This window comes from Stenotrophomonas sp. NRRL B-14846 (genome assembly GCF_050473585.1).
Classification (GTDB): domain Bacteria; phylum Pseudomonadota; class Gammaproteobacteria; order Xanthomonadales; family Xanthomonadaceae; genus Stenotrophomonas.
This window is the reverse complement of record NZ_JBFLUN010000022.1, coordinates 2,643,720-2,666,002: the sequence shown is the minus strand read 5'-3', so window position 1 is coordinate 2,666,002 and position 22,283 is coordinate 2,643,720. Positions and strand designations below refer to the sequence as shown.

Below are 22,283 nucleotides of genomic sequence, written 5' to 3'. Positions count from 1 at the left end.
CTGGCAAGCTCCAATCCGGCACGCTGCAATGAAGAACACGATGACGACCCGGCTGGCGGCCCTGCGCCGCCGGCTGCGGCCGCTGTGGCCGTGGCTGCGCTGGAGCACGGCCGCCGCGCTGGCGCTGCTGCTGGTGCTGGATTTCGCCTTCCCGCCGCCGCTGCCGAAGCAGCGTGATACCAGCACCCTGGTGGTGGCTGCCGACGGCACGCCATTACGCGCGTTTGCCGATGCCGAGGGCGTGTGGCGCTACCCAGCATCGATCGACAGTGTCTCGCCGCTGTACCTGCAGGCGCTGCTGACCTACGAAGACCGCTGGTTCTGGCGCCATCCGGGCATCAACCCGCTGGCGATCCTGCGTGCCAGCGGCCAGCTGCTGCGCGGCGGCCGCATTGTTTCCGGTGGCTCGACCCTGACCATGCAGGTCGCCCGCATCCTCGACCCGCATACGCGCACGCCCTGGGGAAAGCTCAAGCAGATGCTGCGCGCGGTGCAGCTGGAAGTGCACCTGAGCAAGCAGCAGATCCTGGCCCTGTATCTGGAGCGCGCGCCGTATGGCGGCACCATCGAGGGCGTGGAAGCGGCCAGCTGGGCCTATCTGGGCAAGCCGGCGGCGCAGCTGTCGCATGCCGAAGCCGCATTGCTGGCGGTGCTGCCACAGGCGCCGAGCCGGCTGCGCCCGGATCGTCACCCGGAAGCCGCGCAGAAGGCACGCGACAAGGTGCTGTCACGCATGGCCGAACTGGGCGCGTGGACACCGGAAGAGGTGGAGGACGCGCGCATCGAGAACGTGGTGGCGCGCTCGCTGCGGCCGCCACTGCATGCCGCACTGCTGGCGCAGCGACTGCACTCGGCGTACCCCGGCCAGGCACGCATCCAGAGCAGCATCGACATCGGCCTGCAGCGCACGCTGGAAGAACGCGTGGCCAGCTATTTCTCGACGCTGCCCGAGCGCACCTCGGCCGCCTTGCTGGTGGTCGACAACCAGACCCTGCAGGCGCGTGCCTATGTCGGCACCTTGGCGTTCGGTGACCGCCAGCGGCTGGGCCACGTGGACATGGTGCAGGCCTGGCGTTCGCCGGGTTCCACGCTCAAGCCGTTCCTGTATGCAATGGCGCTGGACGATGGCCTGATCCATTCGGAAAGCCTGCTGGTCGATGCGCCGCAGAGTTTCGGCAGCTACCGCCCCGGCAACTTCGACATGGCCTTCAACGGGCCGATTGGCGCCTCCAGCGCATTGCGGCTGTCGCTCAACGTGCCCTCGGTGGACCTGCTGCAGCGGGTTGGGGCCGCGCGCTTTGCTGCGCGGCTTTCGCACTCCGGCATCCAGCTGCGCTTCCCACCGGGCAGCACGCCCAACCTGTCGCTGATCCTGGGTGGCACCGGTGCGCGCCTGGAGGACCTGGTCGGCGCCTTCGCCGCGCTCAACCGCAACGGCATTGCCGGCCGCGTGCGCTACACCGACGACGAGCCGATGATCGAGCGGCGCCTGGCCTCGCCGGGCGCCAGCTGGATCGTGCGCGAGATGCTGGAATCGAACCCGCGCCCGGGCTACAGCGTCGGCACCTTCGATGTTGGTGGCCGCCCGCGCGTGGCGTGGAAGACCGGCACCAGCTATGGCTATCGCGATGCGTGGGCGATCGGCAGTACCCGCCATTACACCGTGGGCGTGTGGGTGGGCCGGCCGGACGGCACGCCGTTGCCGGGCCAGTACGGCGCGGTCACCGCACTGCCGCTGATGTTCGAGGTGGTGGACAGCCTGCCGCGCCAGCGCGGCGATTCTGCGGCCGCACCGATGCCGGCCAGTGTCAGCCAGGAAGACATCTGCTGGCCCACCGGCGAACGCGCCGAGGGCCTGCCGGCGGCGCTGTGCCAACGTCGGATGTCGGCCTATCTGCTGGACGGCGCGGCGCCGCCGACCTTCCCCGAGCGCGAGGCGCGGCGCTGGCAGCCGGGGCGGCAGCGTTACCTGGCCGACGCGCGAACCGGTCTGCGTGTATCCGCTGATTGCCGTTTGCCGCATGAGGAAGTCGCGCGAGAGATCGCGCGCTGGCCGGCGTTGTTGTCCCCGTGGCTGCCCAAGGCCACGCGCGAGGCTTCGCAGTTGCCGGCGCTGTCACCGGACTGCCGCGACGATGGGCGCGAAGCCAGTGTCGCGCTGCATGTGGACGGCCTCAATGATGGCGCCACGCTGGCGCGTGCGCCGAATTCGGAGCATGGCGTGCGCCTGCAACTGCGCGCGCTGGGCAGCGAGCAGGCAGTGGACTGGTTGCTGGACGGACGCTGGATCGCGCAGACCCACGGCGCGCAGCTGATGCAGCGCGAATTCGCCGAGCCGGGCGCACACACCCTTACCGCGCTGGCGGCAGATGGCGCGTGGACGCAGGTGCGGTTCAATGTCCTCCGCTAGCGCCAGGCCCTTGTAGAGTCGAGCCATGCTCGACTGCTTCTCCCGAGTCGAGCATGGCTCGACTCTACAGGGAGCGTTACAGGCCTATTCCCCGATCCACCCGTCCAGCAGGTCGGCGAACTCGTCAGCGTGCTCCTCTTCCTGCGCCAGGATCTCTTCAAGGATGCGCTTGGTGGTGGTATCACGGTCGCCGATGAAGTTGATCATCTCGCGGTAGCTGTCGATGGCAATCCGTTCGGCCACCAGGTTCTCGCGGACCATGTCGCGCAGGTCGCTGCCTTCCTTGTATTCGGCATGCGAGCGCGCGGTCAGCGTATCCGGGTTGAGGTCGGGCTCGCCGCCAAGCTGGACGATGCGCTCGGCCAGCTTGCCGGCGTGCGCCTGCTCCTGCTGTGCATGCTCGAGGAACTCGGCCTTGACCGCATCGGCCAGCATGCCCTTGGCCATGAAGTAATGCCGGTAGTAGCGCAGCACGCATACGTACTCGGTGGCCAGTGCATCGTTGAGCAGCTTGATCACTACCTTGCGGTCGGCGCTGTAGCTGTCGGTGATCGCACCGTCTTCGATGTTGCGCCGGGCGCGTTCGCGCAGGGTCTTGCGGTCGCTGATGCCGGGAACCCTGGCGGCGGGCTTTGTGGCTTTGGCTGGCTTGCTGGACATGGCTGGCCGTTTCCTCTTGCGGTGGGGAATCAGGTAGGCAGGTGCTCCAGCACGTACTCGGCGGAAGACACCTCGAACTGGCCCGGCTGCTCGATCCAGGCCGCACGCACCACGCCATCGACAACGTACAGCGCGAAGCGCCGCGAGCGGATGCCCATGCCCGAGGCGCTGGCGTCGAGCTCCAGGCCGAGCGCGCGGGTCAGTTCGGCATTGCCGTCGGACAGCATCAGCAGGCCGTCGGGCACGCTCTGGTCGGCAGCCCAGGCCTTCATCACGAACGGGTCGTTGACGGCCATGCAGTAGACGTCGATGCCGCGCTGGCGGAACGCCTGGAACTTCTCGACGTAGCCGGGCAGGTGGCGCGCCGAACAGGTCGGGGTGAACGCGCCGGGCACCGCGAACAGCACCACCTTGCGCGCGTCGAACAGCGAATGCGTATCGAGCGTTTCGATGCCCTCGCGGATGCGCTTGAGGGTCACTTCCGGAATGCGGTCGCCGACATGGATGGTCATGGGGAACTCCTTGCTGGGGCAGGCTAGTGGGCCGGATGGGACAGGGGCGTCAAGACATTGGAAAACCCGTGTGCAGGCCCCATCTTCAGGCTTTGCGGCGGGGGCTTCCAGCCACAGCCTGGGGCATCGGGATGGCAGCCGCATTGCGCAGGATCAGTCGGCCTCACCGGGGCCGCACGAGGGGCGGCGTAGCATCGCCGGCGCGTAGAATGAACCCGGGGCGGCGCCACCGGCGCGGCCGAAGCAGATCGAGGTAGCTGGATGGAATTCAAGGATTACTACGCCACCCTGGGGGTGGAACCGAGCGCGGGCGAGGCGGAGATCAAGACCGCCTACCGCCGGCTGGCACGCAAGTACCACCCGGACGTCAGCAAGGAGGCCGGGGCGGAAGACAAGTTCAAGGCGGTCAACGAGGCCTACGAGGCGCTGCGCGATCCGGAAAAGCGCGCGGCCTACGACCAGCTGCGCGCGCAGGGCTATCGCCCGGGCGAGGAGTTCAACGTGCCACCGAACTACGGTGGCGCCGGTGGTTTCAATTTCGAGGAAGTGTTCGGCGGTGGTGGACCCAACGGCGGCTTCAGCGACTTCTTCGAAAGCCTGTTCGCGCGCCAGCGTGGCGGTGGCGGTCCGGGCCCGGGCTTCAGCAGCCAGGGCCACGCACCCAACCGCGACACCCGCGCCAAGCTGTCGGTACCGCTGGAAGCGGCCTACAGCGGCGACAGCCTGCGCATCACCGTCAACGGCAAGCAGCTGGACGTGCGCGTGCCCAAGGGCATCCGTCCGGGCCAGGTGATCCGCCTGGCCGGGCAGGGCAACCATGGCGGCAACCTGCTGCTGGAAGTCGAGTACGCCGCCCACCCGCAGTTCGAGGTCGATGGCCGCAACATCCTCTATACGTTGCCGGTGACGCCGTGGCAGGCCGCGCTGGGCACCAGCCTGAGCGTCCCGACGCTGGGTGGCACGGTGGAGCTGAAGATTCCCGCCGACTCCGATGCCGGCCGCAAGCTGCGCCTGCGTGGCCGTGGCCTGCCGGGCAGCCCGGACGGCGACCAGATCGTCGAGATCGAGATCGTGGCCCCGGCTGCGACCGACGAGGCGCAGAAGAAGGCGTACCGGAATCTGGCCAAGGCGTTTGGCGAGTCAATCTGAGCACGCCTTGCGGTAGTGCCGGCCGCTGGCCGGCAATTTCATGACCCGGAACGGTGATGCGTGGTTGCCGGCCAGCGGCCGGCACTACCGCGCGCATCTCAGCCCTGCCCGGCGAACACCCGCTCCAGCACCTCGGACAGCTCGTCTTCCGAGAACGGCTTGGTGATGTAGGCCTTGGCGCCCTGGCGCATGCCCCACATGCGGTCGGTGTCCTGGTCCTTGGTGGTCACCAGGATCACCGGGATATGCCGGGTCGCCTCGTCGCGGGCAAGCGTACGGGTGGCCTGGAAGCCGTTGAGGTTGGGCATCACCACGTCCATCAGGACCAGGTCGGGCAGCTCGGCCTTGGCGGTTTCGACCCCGGCGGCGCCATCGGTCGCGGTCAGGATCTGGTGCCCGAGCTTCTCGACGATGCGCTGTATCCCCAACAGCTGCGACGGTGAGTCGTCGACGATCAGAATGCGTGCCATGTTGTTCCCCATGTAATGCCCGCAGTGTAGTGCGGGCTCATTACCGGCGGGAGGGGGGCACCTGCCGTCCGTCGCCTGCCTGCGACGTTCAGTCGATCCGCACCACGGTGCGGCCGAGCGATCCACCCGCCAGCATCCGCTCGAACACTGCCGGCAGGCCATCAAGGCCAACCTCGGCGGTGCAGATGCGGTCCAGGTGCTGCGGCTTCCACTCAGTGCCCAGGCGCGCCCACACCTCCTCGCGCAGTGCGCGCGGTGCATTGGCCGACGAGACCCCCAGCAGCGACACACCGCGCAGGATGAACGGCATCACCGTCATGTCCAGCGTCGGGCTGGCCGCCAGGCCGGCGCTGACCACGCTGCCGTAGGGCACGGTCTGCGCCAGCAGGCTGGCGAGCATGGCGCCGCCGGCATTGTCGAGGCCTCCGCCGAAGCGCGCCGACTGCAGCGGGCCGGTGTCGGCCAGCGCCTCGCGCGGCAGCACCTCGCTGGCACCGATGGCGCGCAGGAAGCCGGTCTGGTCCGGCTTGCCACTGACCGCGTGCACCGTGTAGCCGGCACGGCTGAAGATCGACAGCGCCAGTGCGCCGACGCCACCGCTGGCGCCGGTGACCGCCAGCGGGCCCAGCTCCGGGGTCTGGCGGTTGTCCTGCATGCGCAGCAGGGCCAGCGCCGCCGTGAAGCCGGCGGTGCCCAGCACCATCGCCTCGCGCGGGCTCAGTCCGGCAGGCTGGGCAATCACCGCACGCGACTCCAGCCGCACATACTGGCTGTAACCGCCGTCGCGGGTCTCGCTGAGGCCACAGCCGGTGGCCAGCACCGCGTCGCCTTCACGCCAGTCCGGGTCGGTGCTGGTGACCACGGTGCCGGCCACGTCGATGCCGCCCACCAGCGGGAAACGGCGCAGGATCTTCCCCTTGCCGGTGCCGGCCAGGGCGTCCTTGTAGTTGACCGAGGACCAGTGGGCGCGGATCAGCACCTGTCCAGGGTTGAGGTCGTCCACCCTGAGCTGGGCCAGGCCACTGCGGTAGCCGGCGTCGTCGTTTTCGATGCGGAAGGCGGTGAACGGGGTGGTGGGGGCCATCGGCGTTGCCTGACTTCGAGGAAAACGCCACCTTACCCCGTCGCCCCCCTTTCGATCCTGCCGATCCGCCCCATCTTGTATGATCGGTAATGGTTTCACGGCTGGCGCCGCGGGAAGGGCCCGCGCCGCAGCCCACATCTTGATGGAGCGTGCATGGCCTGGAATACACCCGGCGGCAACAAGGGCGGACAAGGCCCCGAGGACAATCGACGCGGGCCGTTCGGGTCGCGCGGCGGTGGCAATGGTGGTGGCTGGGGCGGACTGCCCGGGCCGCTGAAGGACCTGTTCGACGGCGGCATCATGCGTTGGGTGGTGGCAGCCGTGGTGCTGCTGGTGCTGTTCTCCAGCTTCCAGCTGATCGGCGAACAGCAGCGTGGCGTGGTGCTGCGCTTCGGCCAGTTCTCGCGCATCCTGCAGCCCGGCCCGAACTTCAAGCTGCCGTGGCCGATCGAATCGGTCACCAAGGTCAACGCCACTGAGATCAAGACCTTCTCGATCCAGGTGCCGGTGCTGACCCGCGACGAGAACATCGTCAACGTCTCGCTGAACGTCCAGTACCGCATCGACGACCCGCAGCAGTACCTGTTCGGCACGGTCGATGCCAACCAGGTGCTGGAGCAGTCGGCGCAGAGCGCGGTGCGCGAGGAAGTCGGCCGTGCCGACCTCAATGCCGTGCTGAACAACCGTGGCCCGCTGGCCGTGGCTGCCGAGGAGCGCCTGCAGGCGCTGCTGAAGGCGTTCAAGACCGGCCTGACCGTGACCGGCCTGACCCTGCAGGACGCCCGTCCGCCGGAAGAAGTGAAGCCGGCCTTCGACGAGGTCAACGGTGCCCAGCAGGTCAAGGAGCGCCTGATCAACGAAGCCCAGGCCTACGCCGCCAAGGTCGTGCCGGAAGCCCGAGGCCAGGCCTCGCGCGCCCGTACCACCGCCGAAGGCTACAAGCAGGCCGTGGTCTCCAAGGCCGAGGGTGACGCGCAGCGCTTCAGCCTGTTGCAGGCCCAGTACAAGGACGCCCCGGAAGTGACCCGCAAGCGCCTGTGGCTGGAGACCGTGCAGCAGGTGCTGAGCGAGAACCGCAAGGTGATCGGTGGCGATGGCCGCCAGCTGATCTACGTGCCGATGACCGGCGACACCCGTCCCACCACCTCGGCCCCGGCCGCAGTGGCGAACCCGGACGTGGTGATGCCGTCGCTGCCGGGTGCAGCGGTGGAAGCTTCCCGTGATCCGGGCCGGCCGGTGGGCCGCCCGACCGGGCGACCGAGCGGCCGTGAGGAGGGCAGCCGATGAAGAGTCCTATCTGGATCGCCGTGATCGTGGCGGTGGTGCTGGGCCTGCTCGGCTCGGTGTACGTGGTCCGTGAGGACCAGACCGCCATGGTGCTGAACCTGGGCAAGGTGGTGCGTTCGGACATCAAGCCGGGCCTGCACTTCAAGGTGCCGGTGGTGGAAACGGTGAAGGTCTTCGACCGCCGCTTCCAGGTGCTCGACACCGCCCCGGCGCGTTACTTCACCGCCGAGCAGAAGGACGTCAGCGTCGACTTCTTCGCCATCGGCTACATCTCCAACGTGGGTGACTACTTCCGTGCCACCGGCGGCGATCCGCGCATCGCCAATGCCCGCCTGGCACCGATCATCACCGACTCGCTGCGCAACCAGATCAACTCGCGCACGCTGCAGCAGCTGGTGTCCGGCGACCGCAGCGAGCTGATCGCGGAGCAGCTGAAGGGGATCAACGAAGCGGTGGCCGGCCTCGGCATGCAGATGATCGACCTGCGCATCAAGCAGGTGGACCTGCCGACCGACAGCCAGGTGATCAACGACGTGTACGAGCGCATGCGCGCCCAGCGCAAGCAGGAAGCCGCCAAGCTGCGCGCCGAAGGCGAGGAGCAGTCGCTGACCATCCGCGCCCAGGCCGACCGTGACAGCACCGTGCTGATCGCCGAGGCCGAGCGTGACGCCCAGCGCCTGCGTGGTGAAGGCGATGCCGATGCGGCCCGCATCTACGGCAAGGCCGGCTCGGCCGACCCGTCGTTCTATGCGTTCTACCGCAGCCTGGAGGCCTACCGTGGCTCCATGACCGACGGCAACGGCGTGATCGTGCTCGACAAGAACGACCCGTTCCTGCAGTACCTGAAGAACGACCGCTGAGGTCGCAGGGCAGTACCCCACGGGGCCCGGCCAGATGCCGGGCCCCGTGCTTTTTCCGGAGTCCCCCCATGAAAGATCTGTTCGCCGCCGTCTGCCTGGTGGCGGTGCTGGAAGGCCTGTTCCTGTTCGTCGCCCCGTTCGCCTGGAAGCGCATGGCCGAACGCCTGCTGGACCTGCCCAGCCCGGCCCTGCGCAGCTTCGGCGGGCTGGTGCTGCTGGCCGGCCTGAGCCTGCTGTGGTGGGTGCGGCATTGAAAGGGTAGTGCCGGCCGCTGGCCGGCAACCTGGGATTGCCGGCCAGCGGCCGGCACTACCGGGGAGGCGCCTGACCGGCCGGTGAAGCCGTCCGTCGGAAAGGTGGCAGCGGACCCCGGAAACCCGGATAATGCACAAAAGCCGGACGGGCCTCCCCGTTCGGCTTTTTCCGTGTCTGGGCCTTCCATCGCCGGCCGCTCCCCGTTTGGAGCCGCCCTCCAGGTGCTGGCCAGCCCCGCCACGGTTCAACCGTCCGCGGCCCCGATGGCCGCAACAAATCGAGGAGCCCGTCATGGGTCAGTCTGTCGTAGTGTTGGGTGCCCAGTGGGGCGATGAAGGCAAGGGCAAGATCGTCGATCTGCTCACTGAGGAAATCGGCGCCGTCGTGCGCTTCCAGGGCGGCCACAATGCCGGCCACACCCTGGTCATCAACGGTAAGAAGACCGTCCTGCACCTGATCCCGTCGGGCATCCTGCGTGACGATGCGCTGTGCCTGATCGGCAACGGCGTGGTGATCTCGCCGGCCGCGCTGCAGAAGGAAATCGCCGAGCTGGAAGCCTCCGGCGTGGAAGTGCGTTCGCGCCTGAAGATCTCCCCGGCCGCGCCGCTGATCATGCCGTACCACATCGCCCTGGACCAGGCGCGCGAGCGCGCTGCCGGCGGCAAGGCCATCGGCACCACCGGCCGTGGCATCGGCCCGGCCTACGAAGACAAGGTGGCGCGTCGCGGCATCCGCATCGCCGACCTGCATTACCCGAAGCAGCTGGAAGAGCTGCTGCGCACCGCGCTGGATTACCACAACTTCGTGCTGACCAAGTATCTGAACACCGATGCGGTCGATTTCCAGAAGACCTTCGACGAAGCGCTGGCCTTCGGCGAATACGTGCAGCCGATGAAGTCCGACGTGGCCGGCATCCTGCACGACCTGCGCAAGCAGGGTAAGCGCGTGCTGTTCGAAGGCGCGCAGGGTGCGCTGCTGGACATCGATCACGGCACCTACCCGTATGTCACCAGCTCCAACACCACTGTTGGTGGTGCGCTGGCCGGTTCCGGCGTCGGCGCCGATTCGATCGACTACGTGCTGGGCATCGCCAAGGCCTACGCCACCCGCGTCGGCGGCGGTCCGTTCCCGACCGAGCTGGACGACGAAGTCGGCCAGGGCATCCGTGACCGCGGTGCCGAGTACGGTGCCTCGACCGGCCGCCCGCGTCGTTGCGGCTGGATGGACATCGTCGCGCTGAAGCGCGCCGTGGCCATCAACGGCATCAGCGGCCTGTGCATCACCAAGCTGGACGTGCTGGATGGCATGGAAAAGCTGAAGGTCTGCATCGCCTACGAGTACAACGGCAAGCGCACCGAGTACGCGCCGCTGGACGCGCAGGGCTGGGAAGACTGCACCCCGGTGTACCTGGAGTTCCCGGGCTGGAGCGAGAACACCCACGGCATCACCAACTGGGACGAGCTGCCGCCGGCCGCACGTGCCTACCTGCGTTCGCTGGAAGAGCTGGCCGGCTGCCCGATCAGCATCGTCTCCACCGGCCCGGACCGCGACCACACCATGGTCCTGCAGGATCCGTTCGCCTGAGCTAGCGCCGGGTGCTGCCCGGCGTAGGTGACAGGAGAAGCCCCGCGCAAGCGGGGCTTTTTCGTTACTGTGTCGCTAGGGCCAGCGGGAAGCGACGCAATGACCAGGATGTCAGCGTGAAGGGCGTAACGGTGGCGCGGATCACCCTGTGGGTGCTGTGGAGCCTGTGGGGCATCGCCTGCCTGGTACTGCTGCTGGGTGCGGCCGCCAATGCCCTGGCTTCGCGCACGCAGACGATGCCGCTGGTGCTGAGTCCTGGCGCAACCGCCCAGATCACCGTCTACCGCCTTATCGATGACCAACTGCGGTTGCGCCTGCGCTATGCCGCGGACGGTACAGAGGCTGACCCCGAGGTGCTGCTGCACATCGAAACTCCGACCGATCAGAGAGACTTCCGCGCAGGGGAGCGTTCGGGAGTGGCCGGGCAGGGCATCATCCGCGCGCTGGTATCGGTCGAGTCCAGCGGCCTCACGGCGTTCTACTTTGGCTATGGCCGCGGCGACGCATTGCCACGCGGCCGCTCATGGCTACGGGTAACCGTGCTGGAGGTGGACCCGGCGCTGGCCGGGCACGCGGCAGACATCGAGCTGCAGCCACCGCTGGACCTGCTGAAGCTGACCGACCTGGATTACATCTGGCTGTGGCCGTTCTTCTTCTGGAAGATGGCGGCGCTGTTCCTGCTGATTCCAGGGGCTGCGTTGGCTGTCTTTACTCTGGTGTTGAGGCGCTGGCAGCGCCGGGCGTCAGTGCCGCCGACTTCAGCAGGGGATAGGGGTTGATCGACTCTCCCTTCCACCACTGTTTTTCCGGTCCGAGCATGTGTACTTCGAAATGCAGGTGCGGCGCGTCGGCACTGGCATTGCCTGTGCTGCCGACGTAACCGATCACATCCCCGCGTTTGATCACCTGTTTTTCCGCCAGGCCATCGGCATAGCGCTGCAGATGCGCGTAGTAGTAGCACCAGCGTCCGCTGGGTTCGAACTGGTAGATCGTCAAGCCGCCGCGCTCGCTGTCGAACAGTTTTTCCACCGTGCCATCCGCCACCGCGAGTACCGGGGTGCCGGCATCGGCCATGATGTCGATGGCATCGTGCACACGGCCCTCGCTGCGCGCATCGGTGAAGGTGTCGCGCAGCTGAGAGGGCAGTACGCCCTGCACCGGCAGCAGCAGACCGGACGGTGCATCCGCAGCCTGCGCGGCCGACTGCGCGGTGGCGGCGGCTGGGGCTGCTCCGCGCCGCGCTACTGGTTCCGTCACCGGCGCGGTGGCCACCGTTGATGGCGTCGCCGGCAGCGAGGTGGCTGCCGGCTCACTCGCGGCGCGGCGCAGCCACCAACCTGCACCCAGTCCCAGCAGAACGCCCAGTACGATCAGCTGCGGAAGACGCATCGGCTCACTCCCGCATCACCACGGGTACCGAGGTATCCACTGCATCGGCCACACGCACCGCATCCCAGTTGGTCATGCGCACGCAGCCATGCGATTCGGTCTTGCCCACGTGGCCGGGTTCGGGTGTGCCATGCAGGCCGTAATGCGGCTTGGACAGGTCGATCCAGACGCGTCCGACCGGATTGTTCGGGCCCGGTGGCAGGGTGGCCTTCTTTTCGCCCTTGCGGGCATCCCAGAACAGCTTCGGGTTGTAGTGGAACGGCGGGTCGCGGTACACGCCCAGGATCTTCCATTCGCCGATCGGTAACGGGTCGTGCTGGCTGCCCGACGACACCGGGACCTGTGCGATCAGCTTGCCCTGCGCATCCAGCAACTGCAGGGTGGAGTCGGATTTGTCGACCACGATCTTGGTCGCCTTCGGCAATGCGGCGGGTGCGATGTTGGGTACCTGGATGCGGCCGCCTGCCTTGCTCAGATCTACGCCCGGATTGAGCAGCTTCAGCAGCTCAGGAGACGCGTGGAAACGCTCGCCCAGGGCTTCTTCCACACTGCTGAAGCCCAGCGATTTCAGCTTGGCCTGGGCGGCGGGTCCTTTCGGTATGGGCCGGAACGGGCCGGTGACATCCTCAGCGGTCAGCGTGTAGCTGGCCAGCGGCGTGATCGTATCGGCCTGCAGAGCCTTCCAGGTGGCGTCATCCAGTTCACCCGTTACGGTCAGCCCATGCGCCGCCTGGAAGCCCGACACCGCGCGTCGCTGGTTGCTGCCCGCTTCGCCATCGATCTGGCCGGGAGAGAAATTCGCACGATCCAGCAGCACCTGGGCGTGCAGCGCGGAGCGTGGGGCCATATCCGGCCCGGCTTTCTCGGCAATGGGGGCGGGCAGCTCGGGCGGCGGCGCCTGCGCGAAGGCTGGCGACGCCAGCAGCGAGAGAGCGAGCAGGGTGGATCGGGACACGGGCAAGGGCATTGGGATCTCCAGCAGGTCACGCCACCACCTTGCCCGCAGCAGCCGCCGAGCCACCGTGAAAGGGATCTGATGCCGGCATGAGCAGCCATGGGTATTGCAGCCGTGTCCAGCGCGCAGGTGCTGCTGCGCCGTGGGCTCACCAAGGTGAACGGTGGCCGACGCCGTCGACGGACGGCGATCAAGATTGCCTGCCGGGCCGCCGATAAGGGCGCATCCCCCCGTTTTGGATACCCCCATGAACTACTTGAGGAACGTCAGGGTTGCCTGGCGTCTTGGGCTGGGCTTTGGCCTGTTGCTGCTGCTGGTTGCCGCCGTGGTGGCCACCGGCGCCACCGCCAGTGTCGTGCAGAAGCGCGCGATGCAGCAGGTGGTCGATGTCAGCGTGGCCAAGGTGCGCCTGTTGTCGCAGATGCTCGATGCCAACAACCAGATGATGGTGGTGCGGCGCGAGATGCTGATCCGCCAGGGCGATGACCGCGGCCACGATGAGCAGCGCATCGCCGATCTGGTCAAGCGCTACGAGGCCAGCTGGACCGCCTACCAGGCGCTGCCCAGCGACGCCGACGGCAAGGCCATCGCGGAAACCATCGCGGCCAAGCGTGCCATCGCGCGCCCGCTCAACAAGCAGACCAGCGAACTGATGGAGCAGGGCGATTACCCGGGCGCCGTGGCGCTGACCCTGGGCCCGGTGCAGGAAGCGGCCAACGGCTGGAACAAGGCACTGTCCGATGGCGTGGACTTCGAAGAGAAGGAAAGCCGCAAGGCCGCCGCCGAGGCGATCCGCCTGGGTGAGCGCAGCCTGCTGCAGCTGCTGGTGCTGGGCGGCGTTGCGCTGCTGGTGGGCATCGGTGCCTCGGTGATGATCGGCCGCAGCCTGACCGGCCCGCTGGCCCGCGCGGTGAACCTGGCCGAGCGCCTGTCCAAGGGCCAGCTGGACCAGGAGTTCCGTCTTGGCGGCCGCGATGAACTGACCCAGCTGGGTGAAGCCATGGCCAGCGTACGGCAGAGCGTGCAGGCGGCCATCGGCGCGCAGCTGCAGATGGCCGAGCAGCACGAAGCGGGTGCGATCCGCTATCGCATGGACGCCGGTGCATTCCCGGGCGACTTCGGCCGCATGGTGCAGGCCACCAACAGCCTGGTCGAATCGCACGTGCAGGTGGAATTGCTGATGGCCGAGGTGATGCAGCGCTACGCCATCGGCGACCTCAGCCGCGACTTGCCGGACTACCCGGGCGAGAAGGGCACGCTGACCCGTACCCTGGCCGCGGTGAAGCAGAGCCTGATGGCGATCAACGCGCAGATTGATGAACTGGCCCGCGCCGCACGCGCTGGTGATTTCAGCATGCGTGGCGATGCCGCTGCGTTCCAGCACCAGTTCAAGGCGATGGTCGAGCATCTCAACGGCATGATGGCCAGTTCGCAGGCCAGCATCGCCGACGTCTCTGACGTGCTGCGCGCGATCTCGAACGGCGACCTGACCGCACGCATGGACGGCGAGTACGACGGCGTGTTCGCCCGTATGCGCGACGATGCCAACACCACCACCGCACAGCTGACCGGCATCGTGCGGGGCATCCAGGTGGCTGCCGACAGCATCAACAACGCGGCGCAGGAACTGGCCGCCGGCAACAACGACCTGTCGCGCCGCACCGAGCAGCAGGCGGCCAACCTGGAAGAAGCCGCTGCATCGATGGAGGAACTGACGTCCACCGTGCGCCAGAACGCCGAGCTGGCGCGACAGGCCGACAGCGAAGCGCATGCGGCCGGCGCCGCCGTGCGCGAGACCGAACAGGCGATGGCACAGATGGCCTCGGTGATGGGTGAGATCGACCAGTCGTCGGCACGCATCTCGGAAATCTCCACGGTGATCGACGGCATCGCGTTCCAGACCAACATCCTGGCGCTGAACGCGGCGGTGGAAGCCGCACGTGCAGGCGAGCAGGGTCGCGGTTTTGCCGTGGTCGCCAGCGAAGTGCGCACGCTCGCGCAGCGCGCCGGCCTCGCCGCCAAGGAGATCAAGGAGCTGATCGAAGACGCCGCTGCCAAGGTGAAGAGTGGCCTGGCGGTGACCGTTGAATCGGAAGCCGCGATCGCGCGTGTGGCCCAGGCAAGTTCGCGCACGACCCAGCTGATGAGCGACATCGCAGCGGCGAGCAAGGAACAGGCCGCCGGCATCGAGCAGGTCAACCAGGTGGTGGTGCAGATGGACCAGGTGACCCAGCAGAACGCCGCGCTGGTGGAAGAAGCCACCGCGGCCAGCCGCGCGCTGGAAGAACAGGCGCATGCACTGACCACGTCGGTGTCGGTGTTCAAGGTGGAGCAGGGTGTGCGTGCTCACCACGCTGCAGCGCGGGCTGCTTGAGTCGACACACGCCAGCCCTGTCCGGGGCTGGCGTGTCCTTGCTGGGCCGCCTCAGCGCGGTGCGGCGCCAGCCTGCGGCGGGCAACGGCGTGGATTGCAGCGCTGCTTGCCATCCTCGTTGTTGTTGCCCATTGCGCTGGCTCCTGAGGCGCCGCCTGCGGCACCGTAACCGAGCCGCAGCCCGATGCTGGTCGCGCGGCTGGAACCCCGGGTCTGTTCGTGACCCAGCAGCAGCGACATGAACCAGCCCTGCTGAAGGCGCACGTCCATGCCGGCCGCGATGGACAACGCATGGTCGTTGTAGCTCTGCATGCGCAGCTGGTAGTCCTGTGCGCGCGGTCCCATCACGTAGTTCAGGTAGGCGTCGCCCTTGTCGTCGAGTGCCTGCCGGTATTCGATGCTCCAGAACGGGCGCACGCGGGCCTCCGGGTCGGAGGACAGGTACGCGCCTTCCAGCCCCAGTGCCACCGCACTGTTGCGCACCACCTGTTGGCGATAGACCAGGTCGTACAGGCCTGCACCGCTTTCGCGGTAGCTGTCCAGGGTGCTGCGGCTGGCCTCGATGCGGCCGTAGCCGGTCAACGTCATGCCCCCATCGCGGTGCTCGTAACCCATGGCCAGCGAACCGAACCACTGGTCACCATCACGCCTGCCCTGCGCGAAAGCGGCGGCATCGGCGCTCCAGCGGCGGGTGTCGAAGTCCAGTGTGCCGGTGGCTACGACGCCATCGACGAACAGGTGCTCACCCCCGCGCCACAGGCCGTAGGCGGCCAGCGAGCGTTGGTCGGACTTCACCCGCGCGTCGCTGCCTTCCATGTCGCTGTTGTTGCGACCCAGGCTGCCGGCCACACCGAACAGGAACTGCGTGCCGAACGCGCGGTCCACGCCGATGGTCAAGCCGTCGGTACGGAAGTCGTAACTGCTGTGGCCAGCGCCGGTGCCGTAGTTGGCACTGCCCGAGGCCCATATGCCCCAGCCGGCCGGCAACGCGGGCAGGGCGCTGCCACCCAGTCGCGATACCGGTACGGGCAGCGAAGGCAGGTCCTTGCCGCCGGCATAGCTCAGCGACAGCTGGTTGCTGGACGCGTTGCTGCCGCCGCGCACCTGGCGCAGGCGATCACGGATGTTGGCCTGCTGTGCACTGGCGAAGCGCACGCTGGCATCCACCTGCGCCTGCAGAGTAGCGACCACGTCCGGGTCGCGGGTGGGGTCGGGGCGTTGGCTGACCACCAGCCGCAGTTGCGCGCTGCCGGCAGCGAAGCTGCCACTGGCCGCCTGGGTGACGGTGATGATCGCCACGCCTTCGCCGACCAGGGTGACGGTGCGTCCCTGCACGCTGGCGACGCTGGCATCGCTGCTGTTGAAGCTGAAGGCGCCACGGCTTGGACTCTGCGGATCGGCGAGGTCAAAGGCCGCTTCGCCGAACACCTTGTGCAGCTCCTGCGGCCACTGCAGCACGGGCACCGCGGGGGTGATATCCACCTCCAGCAAGGCCTGGGTGGCGGCCAGGTACTGCGTGTTGCCGGCCTGGTCTGCGGTCAGGCTGCAGCGACCCGCGCCCAGCATCAGCACGGTGTTGCCTTCCACCCGGCATACGGCTGGCGTGGTGGTGGCGAACACGATCGCATTGCCGGATGCACCACCGCTGGCAGACAGGGTGAAGCGCCCATTCTCGCTGTAGACCGGCGCGGCAGGATTGGCCTGGAAGGCACTGATCTGCTGCACCGCTTCGACCACCTGCAGGGTGTACGCCTGGCTGGCGGTGAAGCCGTTGGCATCGGTGGCAGTCACGCTGAACGCGTAGCTGCCCGCGCCGCGTGGCGTGCCCGAGAAGGTGCCATCCGTGGCCAGCGCCAGGCCGGCCGGCAGCGTGCCACTGCTGACCGCGAAGCTGTACGGCGCCGCCCCTCCCGAGACCTGCAGGCGCTGCGCATAGGCGATCGCGGTGGACGACTGCGGCAGGCTGGACAGCGCAAACGCGAGTTGCGGCGCATTGACCACCAGCGTGTACGCCGTGTCCTTGCGCGCGGGGCCATCGCCGGTACTGCTGTCGGTCACGCGCACGCTGAAGGCGTAGCTGGCAGCTGTTGTGGGCGTGCCGCTGAGGGTCCCGTTCGGGCTCAACGACAGGCCCGTCGGCAGCGCTCCGATCAGCTGGTAGCTGTAAGGGGCGGCACCGCCGCTGGTCGACAGTGTTGCTGTATATGCGCTGCCTGCGGTCGCTGCCGCCAGTGAGGCAGGGCTCGCTGCCAGTGTCGGCGGCGACACAACGATGCTGACCGTCACCGTGGCGGAGGTCGTGTTGCCGTCGGTGGCCTGGTAGCTGAAGCTGTCCTGGCCGTAGTAACCGGTGGTCGGGGTGTAGCTCACGGTCGCCGCGCTGACCGTTGCCTGGCCGTGGACCGGCGCGCCGATGACGGCGACGCTGGTGGGAATGCCACTGATGGCCAGCGGGACCGCGCTTGCGGTGTTGTATGCCACGGTGGCATTGGAGGGGCTGGCAACGATCGCGTCGGCGGCCACGGCGGCGTTGGACGCGGCCGATGCGGTGCCGGTGCCGGCGCTGTTGGTGGCGGTGACGGTGAACGTATACGACTGGCCGATGGTCAGGCCGTTGACCGCGATCGGCGAGGCGGTACCGGTGGCCGAGATGCCGCCGGGCGAGGAGGTCACCGTATAGCCATTGATCGTCGCCCCGCCCGTGCTGGCGGGCGCGCTGAACGCAATGGTGATCTGCGCGGTACCCGAAGGCGTCGCGGTCACGCTGGTTGGCGCACCGGGCACGATGGCGGCAACGCTGAACGATTGGCTCAGCTGCGGTGCCGGCAGATAGGCGGCATCACCGCCCTGGTCGGCGTTGATCGTGCAGGTGCCTGCCGTCAGGAAGGTGAGTGCGCCGTTGCTGGTGATGGTGCAGACGGCGGTGCTGCTGGAGGTGAACACGACTGCTCCGCCCGGCGCCGTCGCGGTGAGCGTCGGGCTGGTGCCGAAGTTCTGCGTGCCCGGGTTGGCGAACGTGATCGACTGCACGGCCTTCGGGATGACAGCCGTGCTGGCAGCCGAAGCGGAACCGGTGCCAGCGCTGTTGGTGGCGGTGACGGTGAAGGTATAGCTGATGCCGTTGCTTAGGCCCGGCACCGCGATCGGAGAACTGCTGCCGGTGCCGACGATGCCACCGGGATTGGAGGTGACCGTGTAGCCGGTGATGGTGTTGCCGCCGTTGCTGGCCGGTGCAGTGAAGGCGATCGATGCCTGGCCATCGCCTGCGGTCGTGGCGACGATCGTCGGAGCACCGGGCACCACGGCGGCGATCGTGAAGGTCTGCGAAACGGTCGGTGCAGCGAGGTGCGCGCCGTCGCCGGTCTGGTCGGCATGAATGCTGCAGCTGCCGGCCCGGACAAAGGTCAGCGTGCCGCCAGCGGTGATGGTGCAAACCGGGGTGGTGGAGGAGCTGAAGGTTACCGGCAGCCCGGAGTTGCTGGTGGCGGTCAGCGTCGGGGCCGTGCCGAAGTTCTGCGTGCCCGGGTTGGCAAAGGTGATGGTCTGTGTGGCCTTGGGCGTGACGGCGTTCGAAGCGGCGGACGCTACGCTGGTGCCGATGGCGTTCGTTGCGGTGACGGTGAAGGTATAGGCCGTGCCGTTGCTCAGGCCGGTGACGGTGATCGGCGAGGCCGGGCCGGAGGCGACGATGTTGCCCGGCGAGGAGGTGACGACATAGCCGGTGATGGCCGAGCCGCCGTCGCTTGAAGGCGCGGTGAAGCTGACCACGGCCTGGCTGTCGGATGCGCTTGCACTGGCCAGGGTAGGGGCAGCGGGCGCGGTGGGAATGGCTACGGTATGGGTGGAGCCGCTATTGAATCCAGGGGCGATAAGGCCCGCCGCATCCGTGATATTGGTGTTGTTGCGGAGGTCGACCCTGAGCGTGCCGCTACCGGTGATACCGGTAACGTTCACCATGTAGTTCACGCCACTTCCAGTCACCGCGCTGATGGTGCCGGATGTGGCGCCAATGCCGACCACGATGAAGTCATCGGTGGAAACGTTGCTGACCGGTTCGCTGAACACCACGGCGAAGTTCACGCTGGTGGCTGTTGCAGCAGGCGAACCGCTGGGCGCGATGCTGCTTACCGTCGGCGCAACATCGTCGATGACGATGAGGGTGAACGCCTTCTCGAAGGTGGCACCATTCTCATCGGTGGTGCGCACCCGGATACTGTGGTTGCCGGCGGCCAAGGCCGAAGGCGCACTCGCCGTCAGCGTGTTTCCGGAGATCGCGAACGAGGCGTTGTCGGTACTGCCGGTGCCGCTCACCAGCGCGTAAGTGAAGCTGCTGCCGATATCGGCATCGGAGCTGCTCAGTGTTCCCACCGGCGCATTGGCCGCACTGCTTTGCCGCAACGTGTTCGCCGACAGGGTGATGTCGGTGGGCGCACTGTTGGGAACATCGATCACCAGGTTGTTGATGGCATGCCAGGAGAACCGGTTGCCCTGTACCGTGCCGCCCGGCAGCATCTCGATGCGCACTTCATCGACGTTGTCGAAGCTGGCAGGCAGGGTCACCAGCATCGGCGTGTAGTTGAGCCAGCCGAAGGTATGCACGGCGCCACTGGCCGGCGCGCCGGCACGGAAGCCGGTCACCTGCACCTGCGTTCCGTAGTTCTCACCCCAGTTCACATAGACGAAGGACTTCAGCGAGAACGGCCGGCCATTGGCCGACTTGATGGCCATGTCGAGGCGACCGGGCACGTCCTGGTCGTGGGTAATGGCGCTGAATCCCGGTTGGCCTGTGCCGAAGAAGGAATCGTCGCGGCGGTACATGCCGCCGATCGCCGGGCCCCCCGGCGAATCGGTGTTGCTGATCTCCAGGGTCAGCCCGGGAATGGGCTGCGAGCCGCCTTCGCCACTGCGGGCTATGCCGCCTGGCCACATTCCCGAACTGAAGTTGACCTGTGCGGCCTGGGCTGACCAGACGGTCAGCAGGCAAAACAGCAGAAGTGCCGCCCGCAGCAGCGGACGGACAGTGTTTGGTGCGGACATGCGATCCCCCTGATCACTCCACGAATGTCAGCCACCGCACTGCGCCTACGCACACCTGCTGGTAGCCCGTTCCTTGTCTTCAGATTCCCGATGCCGGCCGGGATACCGGTCGACAGTCCATTGCCGCAATGCAAATTCCGTGCCGTGGCACGTGTTTCCTGTAGCCCCCTGGACTGCCGCTGGCGGCCCGTGTGGCGGCGATTCTATACGCTTCCCGGCAATTGCCAATGGGGGCCGCTGCAGTCGCTGCTTTGCGGCCCCACGTACCGGTACGTATGGCGAGCCGGCGCCTGTTCGGCGATGCTCGGCATCACCTGCCTTTCGATGTAGAGGACGTTCCGGTGAGGAATCCAACGCCGTTGACGGTCGTCATGCTGCCAGGACTGGATGGCACTGGCCTGTTGTCTGCGGGGTTCGTGGCGGCCATGCGGGGTGAGGGCGTTCCGGTGGTCGTGCTGCCGCTGCCCACCTGCGGGCAGCAGGACTACGCCACGCTGGCACAGGCGCTGCGTGCCCGGCTGCCGGACGCGCCGTTCGTGCTGCTGGCCGAATCGTTCGCCGGTCCCCTGGCCGTTGAGCTGGCGGCGGCGCCACCGCCGGGCCTGCGAGGGCTGGTACTGAGTACGACCTTCGCACGGAGGCCGGTGCCGCTGCCTGCGGCGAGCGCACGGATGCTGGCTCCGGCGTGGCCGTTGCCACCACTTGCGTTGATGGCCCGGTTGCTGCTGGGGCAATGGCGGACGCGTGCGAACCTGCGCGAGCTGGGCCTGGCAATCACGCAGGTGCCGGCGGCAACCCTGCGCCAGCGTGCTGCGGCGACGCTGCAGGTGGATGTGCGTGCACTGCTGCCGGAACTCGTGTTGCCAACGTTATGCCTGCATGCCCAGCAGGACCGCCTGCTATGGCCGCCCAGCGTGGCCGAGCTGCAGGCCCTGTTGCCCGATGCCCGCCATGTATCGCTGCAGGGGCCACATCTGCTGCTGCAGGCGCGCGCTGACGCAGCTGCAGCCGAAGTTGCCGCGTGGATGAGGACGCTGTCGCCCTGATCGAAGGGCTCAGCCGCGCGCGCGGGTACGTGCTGCTTTCTTCGCCGCCACCTCGCGCACGGTCTTCTTCGCCGCACGGGTCTTCGCCGCCTTCTTTGCGGCAGCGCTGCGTGAGGCGGTGGTGCTGGCCTTCTTGGCCACCGTCTTCTTTGCTGCCTTCTTCGTGGCCGCCTTGCGCCCGCTACCACTGCGCTTGCCACCACCATCCTGCTTGTTCACTGTGGCCCAGGCGATGCGTTCGGCGGTGCTTTCGCTGGCACCACGCTCGCGCTCGCTGTCCTCGATATGCTCGGCCTGGCGCTTCTGTTTTTCGGTATAGGCGGATTTGTCACCGCGGGGCATGGCCGGTTCTCCGGTGGGGGCTGGCCCCCACGGTGGGCCTGGCGGCGTTAAGCGCAAGTCCCGCAAGGGTGATCGCACCGGCAAGGGCGCCTCGGCTATGCTTGCCCCATGCGAGTCGAGCCCGCCGACATCGAAGCCCTGTTCGACGCCATCCCGGATGTGCTGTTCTTCATCAAGGACCGCCAGGGGCGTTACACCCACGTCAACCAGACCATGCTGCGGCGGCTGGGCCTGCGCGCGCGCAAGGACGTGATCGGGCGTACCGCGGCCGAGATCTACCCGACCGGCCTCAGTGCGGACTACGTCGACCAGGACGCCCGCGTGCTGTCCGGCGAGGTGATCGAGAACCTGATGGAGCTGCACCTGTTCGCCAACCGCGAACCGGGCTGGTGCCTGACCTGCAAGCGCCCGCTGGTGGTCGATGGGGCCATCGAGGGCCTGATCGGCATTTCCCGCGACCTCGGCCAGAAGGACAGCCTCGGCACCCAGTACGAGCAGCTGCGGCTGGCGCTGGCCCACCTCAACGCGCACTACGCCGAGAACGTGCGCATGCAGACCCTGCTGGACATCACCGGTTTCTCGCTGTCGAAGCTGGAGCGCAGCTTCCGCAAGGTGTTCCAGATGACCCCGCAGCAGGTGCTGACCCGGCTGCGGATCCAGATGGCCATGCACCTGCTGCATGGCGACGACAGCATCGCCTGCATCGGCCAGGCCTGCGGTTTCAGCGACCAGAGCGCCTTCACCCGCAAGTTCAAGGCTGAAACCGGTTTCTCGCCACGTGCCTATCGCGCCCGTATCGGTGGGAACGTCGGCGAGCCGGCGCTGGCCTGAGCCGACTGCTGCGCTGTGCCTATCCCCGTGGGCACGGG

Annotated in this window: 18 protein-coding genes; 10 read left to right on the top strand and 8 right to left on the bottom strand. The window is 67.6% G+C overall.

The features are described 5' to 3' along the window. The first annotated feature begins 28 nt into the window (after window positions 1–28). Window positions 29–2,410 carry a penicillin-binding protein 1C gene (pbpC, locus tag AB1281_RS14595; RefSeq protein ID WP_430346246.1) on the top strand — a complete coding sequence of 794 codons (2,382 nt, stop codon included), beginning with the start codon at window positions 29–31 and terminating at the stop codon, window positions 2,408–2,410. Between the two features lie 84 nt (window positions 2,411–2,494). Here the strand turns inward: pbpC and AB1281_RS14590 are convergent, their stop codons facing one another. After that, on the bottom strand, window positions 2,495–3,070 hold the full coding sequence (locus AB1281_RS14590) for a ferritin-like domain-containing protein (protein ID WP_164117788.1): 576 nt from the start codon (window positions 3,068–3,070) through the stop codon (window positions 2,495–2,497). A gap of 29 nt (window positions 3,071–3,099) precedes the next feature. After that, window positions 3,100–3,582: a peroxiredoxin gene (locus AB1281_RS14585; protein ID WP_032127816.1), complete on the bottom strand. Its 483-nt coding sequence runs from the start codon at window positions 3,580–3,582 to the stop codon at window positions 3,100–3,102. Between the two features lie 261 nt (window positions 3,583–3,843). Between AB1281_RS14585 and AB1281_RS14580 the strand changes: the two genes are divergently transcribed. Beyond that, on the top strand, window positions 3,844–4,731 hold the full coding sequence (locus AB1281_RS14580; protein ID WP_014038123.1) for a DnaJ C-terminal domain-containing protein: 888 nt from the start codon (window positions 3,844–3,846) through the stop codon (window positions 4,729–4,731). Between the two features lie 98 nt (window positions 4,732–4,829). Here the strand turns inward: AB1281_RS14580 and pilH are convergent, their stop codons facing one another. Together pilH and AB1281_RS14570 are read right to left on the bottom strand one after the other, a co-directional pair. Continuing rightward, on the bottom strand, window positions 4,830–5,201 hold the full coding sequence (gene pilH / locus AB1281_RS14575; protein ID WP_005410644.1) for a twitching motility response regulator PilH: 372 nt from the start codon (window positions 5,199–5,201) through the stop codon (window positions 4,830–4,832). A gap of 88 nt (window positions 5,202–5,289) precedes the next feature. Next, entirely contained in the window at window positions 5,290–6,285 is a 996-nt protein-coding gene (locus AB1281_RS14570) for a YhdH/YhfP family quinone oxidoreductase (protein WP_430346245.1), read from the bottom strand. 153 nt (window positions 6,286–6,438) lie between these two features. Between AB1281_RS14570 and hflK the strand changes: the two genes are divergently transcribed. From hflK to AB1281_RS14545, 5 genes are all read left to right on the top strand, one after another. Next, window positions 6,439–7,572, top strand: coding sequence for an FtsH protease activity modulator HflK (hflK, locus tag AB1281_RS14565; RefSeq protein ID WP_032127819.1), 1,134 nt, complete (start codon window positions 6,439–6,441; stop codon window positions 7,570–7,572). After that, complete coding sequence (gene hflC, locus AB1281_RS14560; protein WP_010482785.1) at window positions 7,569–8,432, top strand: protease modulator HflC; 864 nt, start codon at window positions 7,569–7,571, stop codon at window positions 8,430–8,432. The genes hflK and hflC overlap by 4 nt, the downstream gene beginning before the upstream one ends. 68 nt (window positions 8,433–8,500) lie before the next feature. Further along, complete coding sequence (locus AB1281_RS14555; RefSeq protein WP_005414170.1) at window positions 8,501–8,686, top strand: DUF2065 domain-containing protein; 186 nt, start codon at window positions 8,501–8,503, stop codon at window positions 8,684–8,686. 292 nt (window positions 8,687–8,978) lie between these two features. Then, complete coding sequence (locus tag AB1281_RS14550; RefSeq protein WP_006463282.1) at window positions 8,979–10,271, top strand: adenylosuccinate synthase; 1,293 nt, start codon at window positions 8,979–8,981, stop codon at window positions 10,269–10,271. Between the two features lie 116 nt (window positions 10,272–10,387). Then, window positions 10,388–11,050: a hypothetical protein gene (locus AB1281_RS14545; protein ID WP_430346244.1), complete on the top strand. Its 663-nt coding sequence runs from the start codon at window positions 10,388–10,390 to the stop codon at window positions 11,048–11,050. Here AB1281_RS14545 and AB1281_RS14540 read toward each other — a convergent pair. Further along, window positions 10,980–11,660, bottom strand: coding sequence for a M23 family metallopeptidase (locus tag AB1281_RS14540; protein ID WP_430346243.1), 681 nt, complete (start codon window positions 11,658–11,660; stop codon window positions 10,980–10,982). The two genes, AB1281_RS14545 and AB1281_RS14540, sit on opposite strands and share 71 nt — an antisense overlap. Window positions 11,661–11,664: 4 nt before the next feature. Continuing rightward, entirely contained in the window at window positions 11,665–12,627 is a 963-nt protein-coding gene (locus AB1281_RS14535; RefSeq protein WP_430346242.1) for a L,D-transpeptidase family protein, read from the bottom strand. 235 nt (window positions 12,628–12,862) lie between these two features. On the opposite strand from AB1281_RS14535, the gene AB1281_RS14530 reads away from it, so the two are divergent. Next, a complete protein-coding gene (locus tag AB1281_RS14530; RefSeq protein ID WP_430346241.1) occupies window positions 12,863–14,989 on the top strand; it encodes a methyl-accepting chemotaxis protein in 2,127 nt (708 codons plus the stop codon). A gap of 51 nt (window positions 14,990–15,040) precedes the next feature. On the opposite strand, the gene AB1281_RS14525 is transcribed toward AB1281_RS14530, so the two are convergent. Beyond that, on the bottom strand, window positions 15,041–20,026 hold the full coding sequence (locus AB1281_RS14525) for an autotransporter domain-containing protein (protein ID WP_430346240.1): 4,986 nt from the start codon (window positions 20,024–20,026) through the stop codon (window positions 15,041–15,043). A gap of 371 nt (window positions 20,027–20,397) precedes the next feature. Here AB1281_RS14525 and AB1281_RS14520 point away from each other — a divergent pair, with 371 nt between their 5' ends. Continuing rightward, on the top strand, window positions 20,398–21,072 hold the full coding sequence (locus tag AB1281_RS14520; protein ID WP_430346239.1) for a serine aminopeptidase domain-containing protein: 675 nt from the start codon (window positions 20,398–20,400) through the stop codon (window positions 21,070–21,072). 9 nt (window positions 21,073–21,081) lie between these two features. Here AB1281_RS14520 and AB1281_RS14515 read toward each other — a convergent pair whose 3' ends face one another. After that, complete coding sequence (locus AB1281_RS14515) at window positions 21,082–21,414, bottom strand: hypothetical protein (RefSeq protein ID WP_430346238.1); 333 nt, start codon at window positions 21,412–21,414, stop codon at window positions 21,082–21,084. A 108-nt stretch (window positions 21,415–21,522) separates the two neighbouring features. Between AB1281_RS14515 and AB1281_RS14510 the strand changes: the two genes are divergently transcribed. Then, entirely contained in the window at window positions 21,523–22,245 is a 723-nt protein-coding gene (locus AB1281_RS14510) for an AraC family transcriptional regulator (protein ID WP_014038112.1), read from the top strand. Window positions 22,246–22,283: the final 38 nt, after the last annotated feature.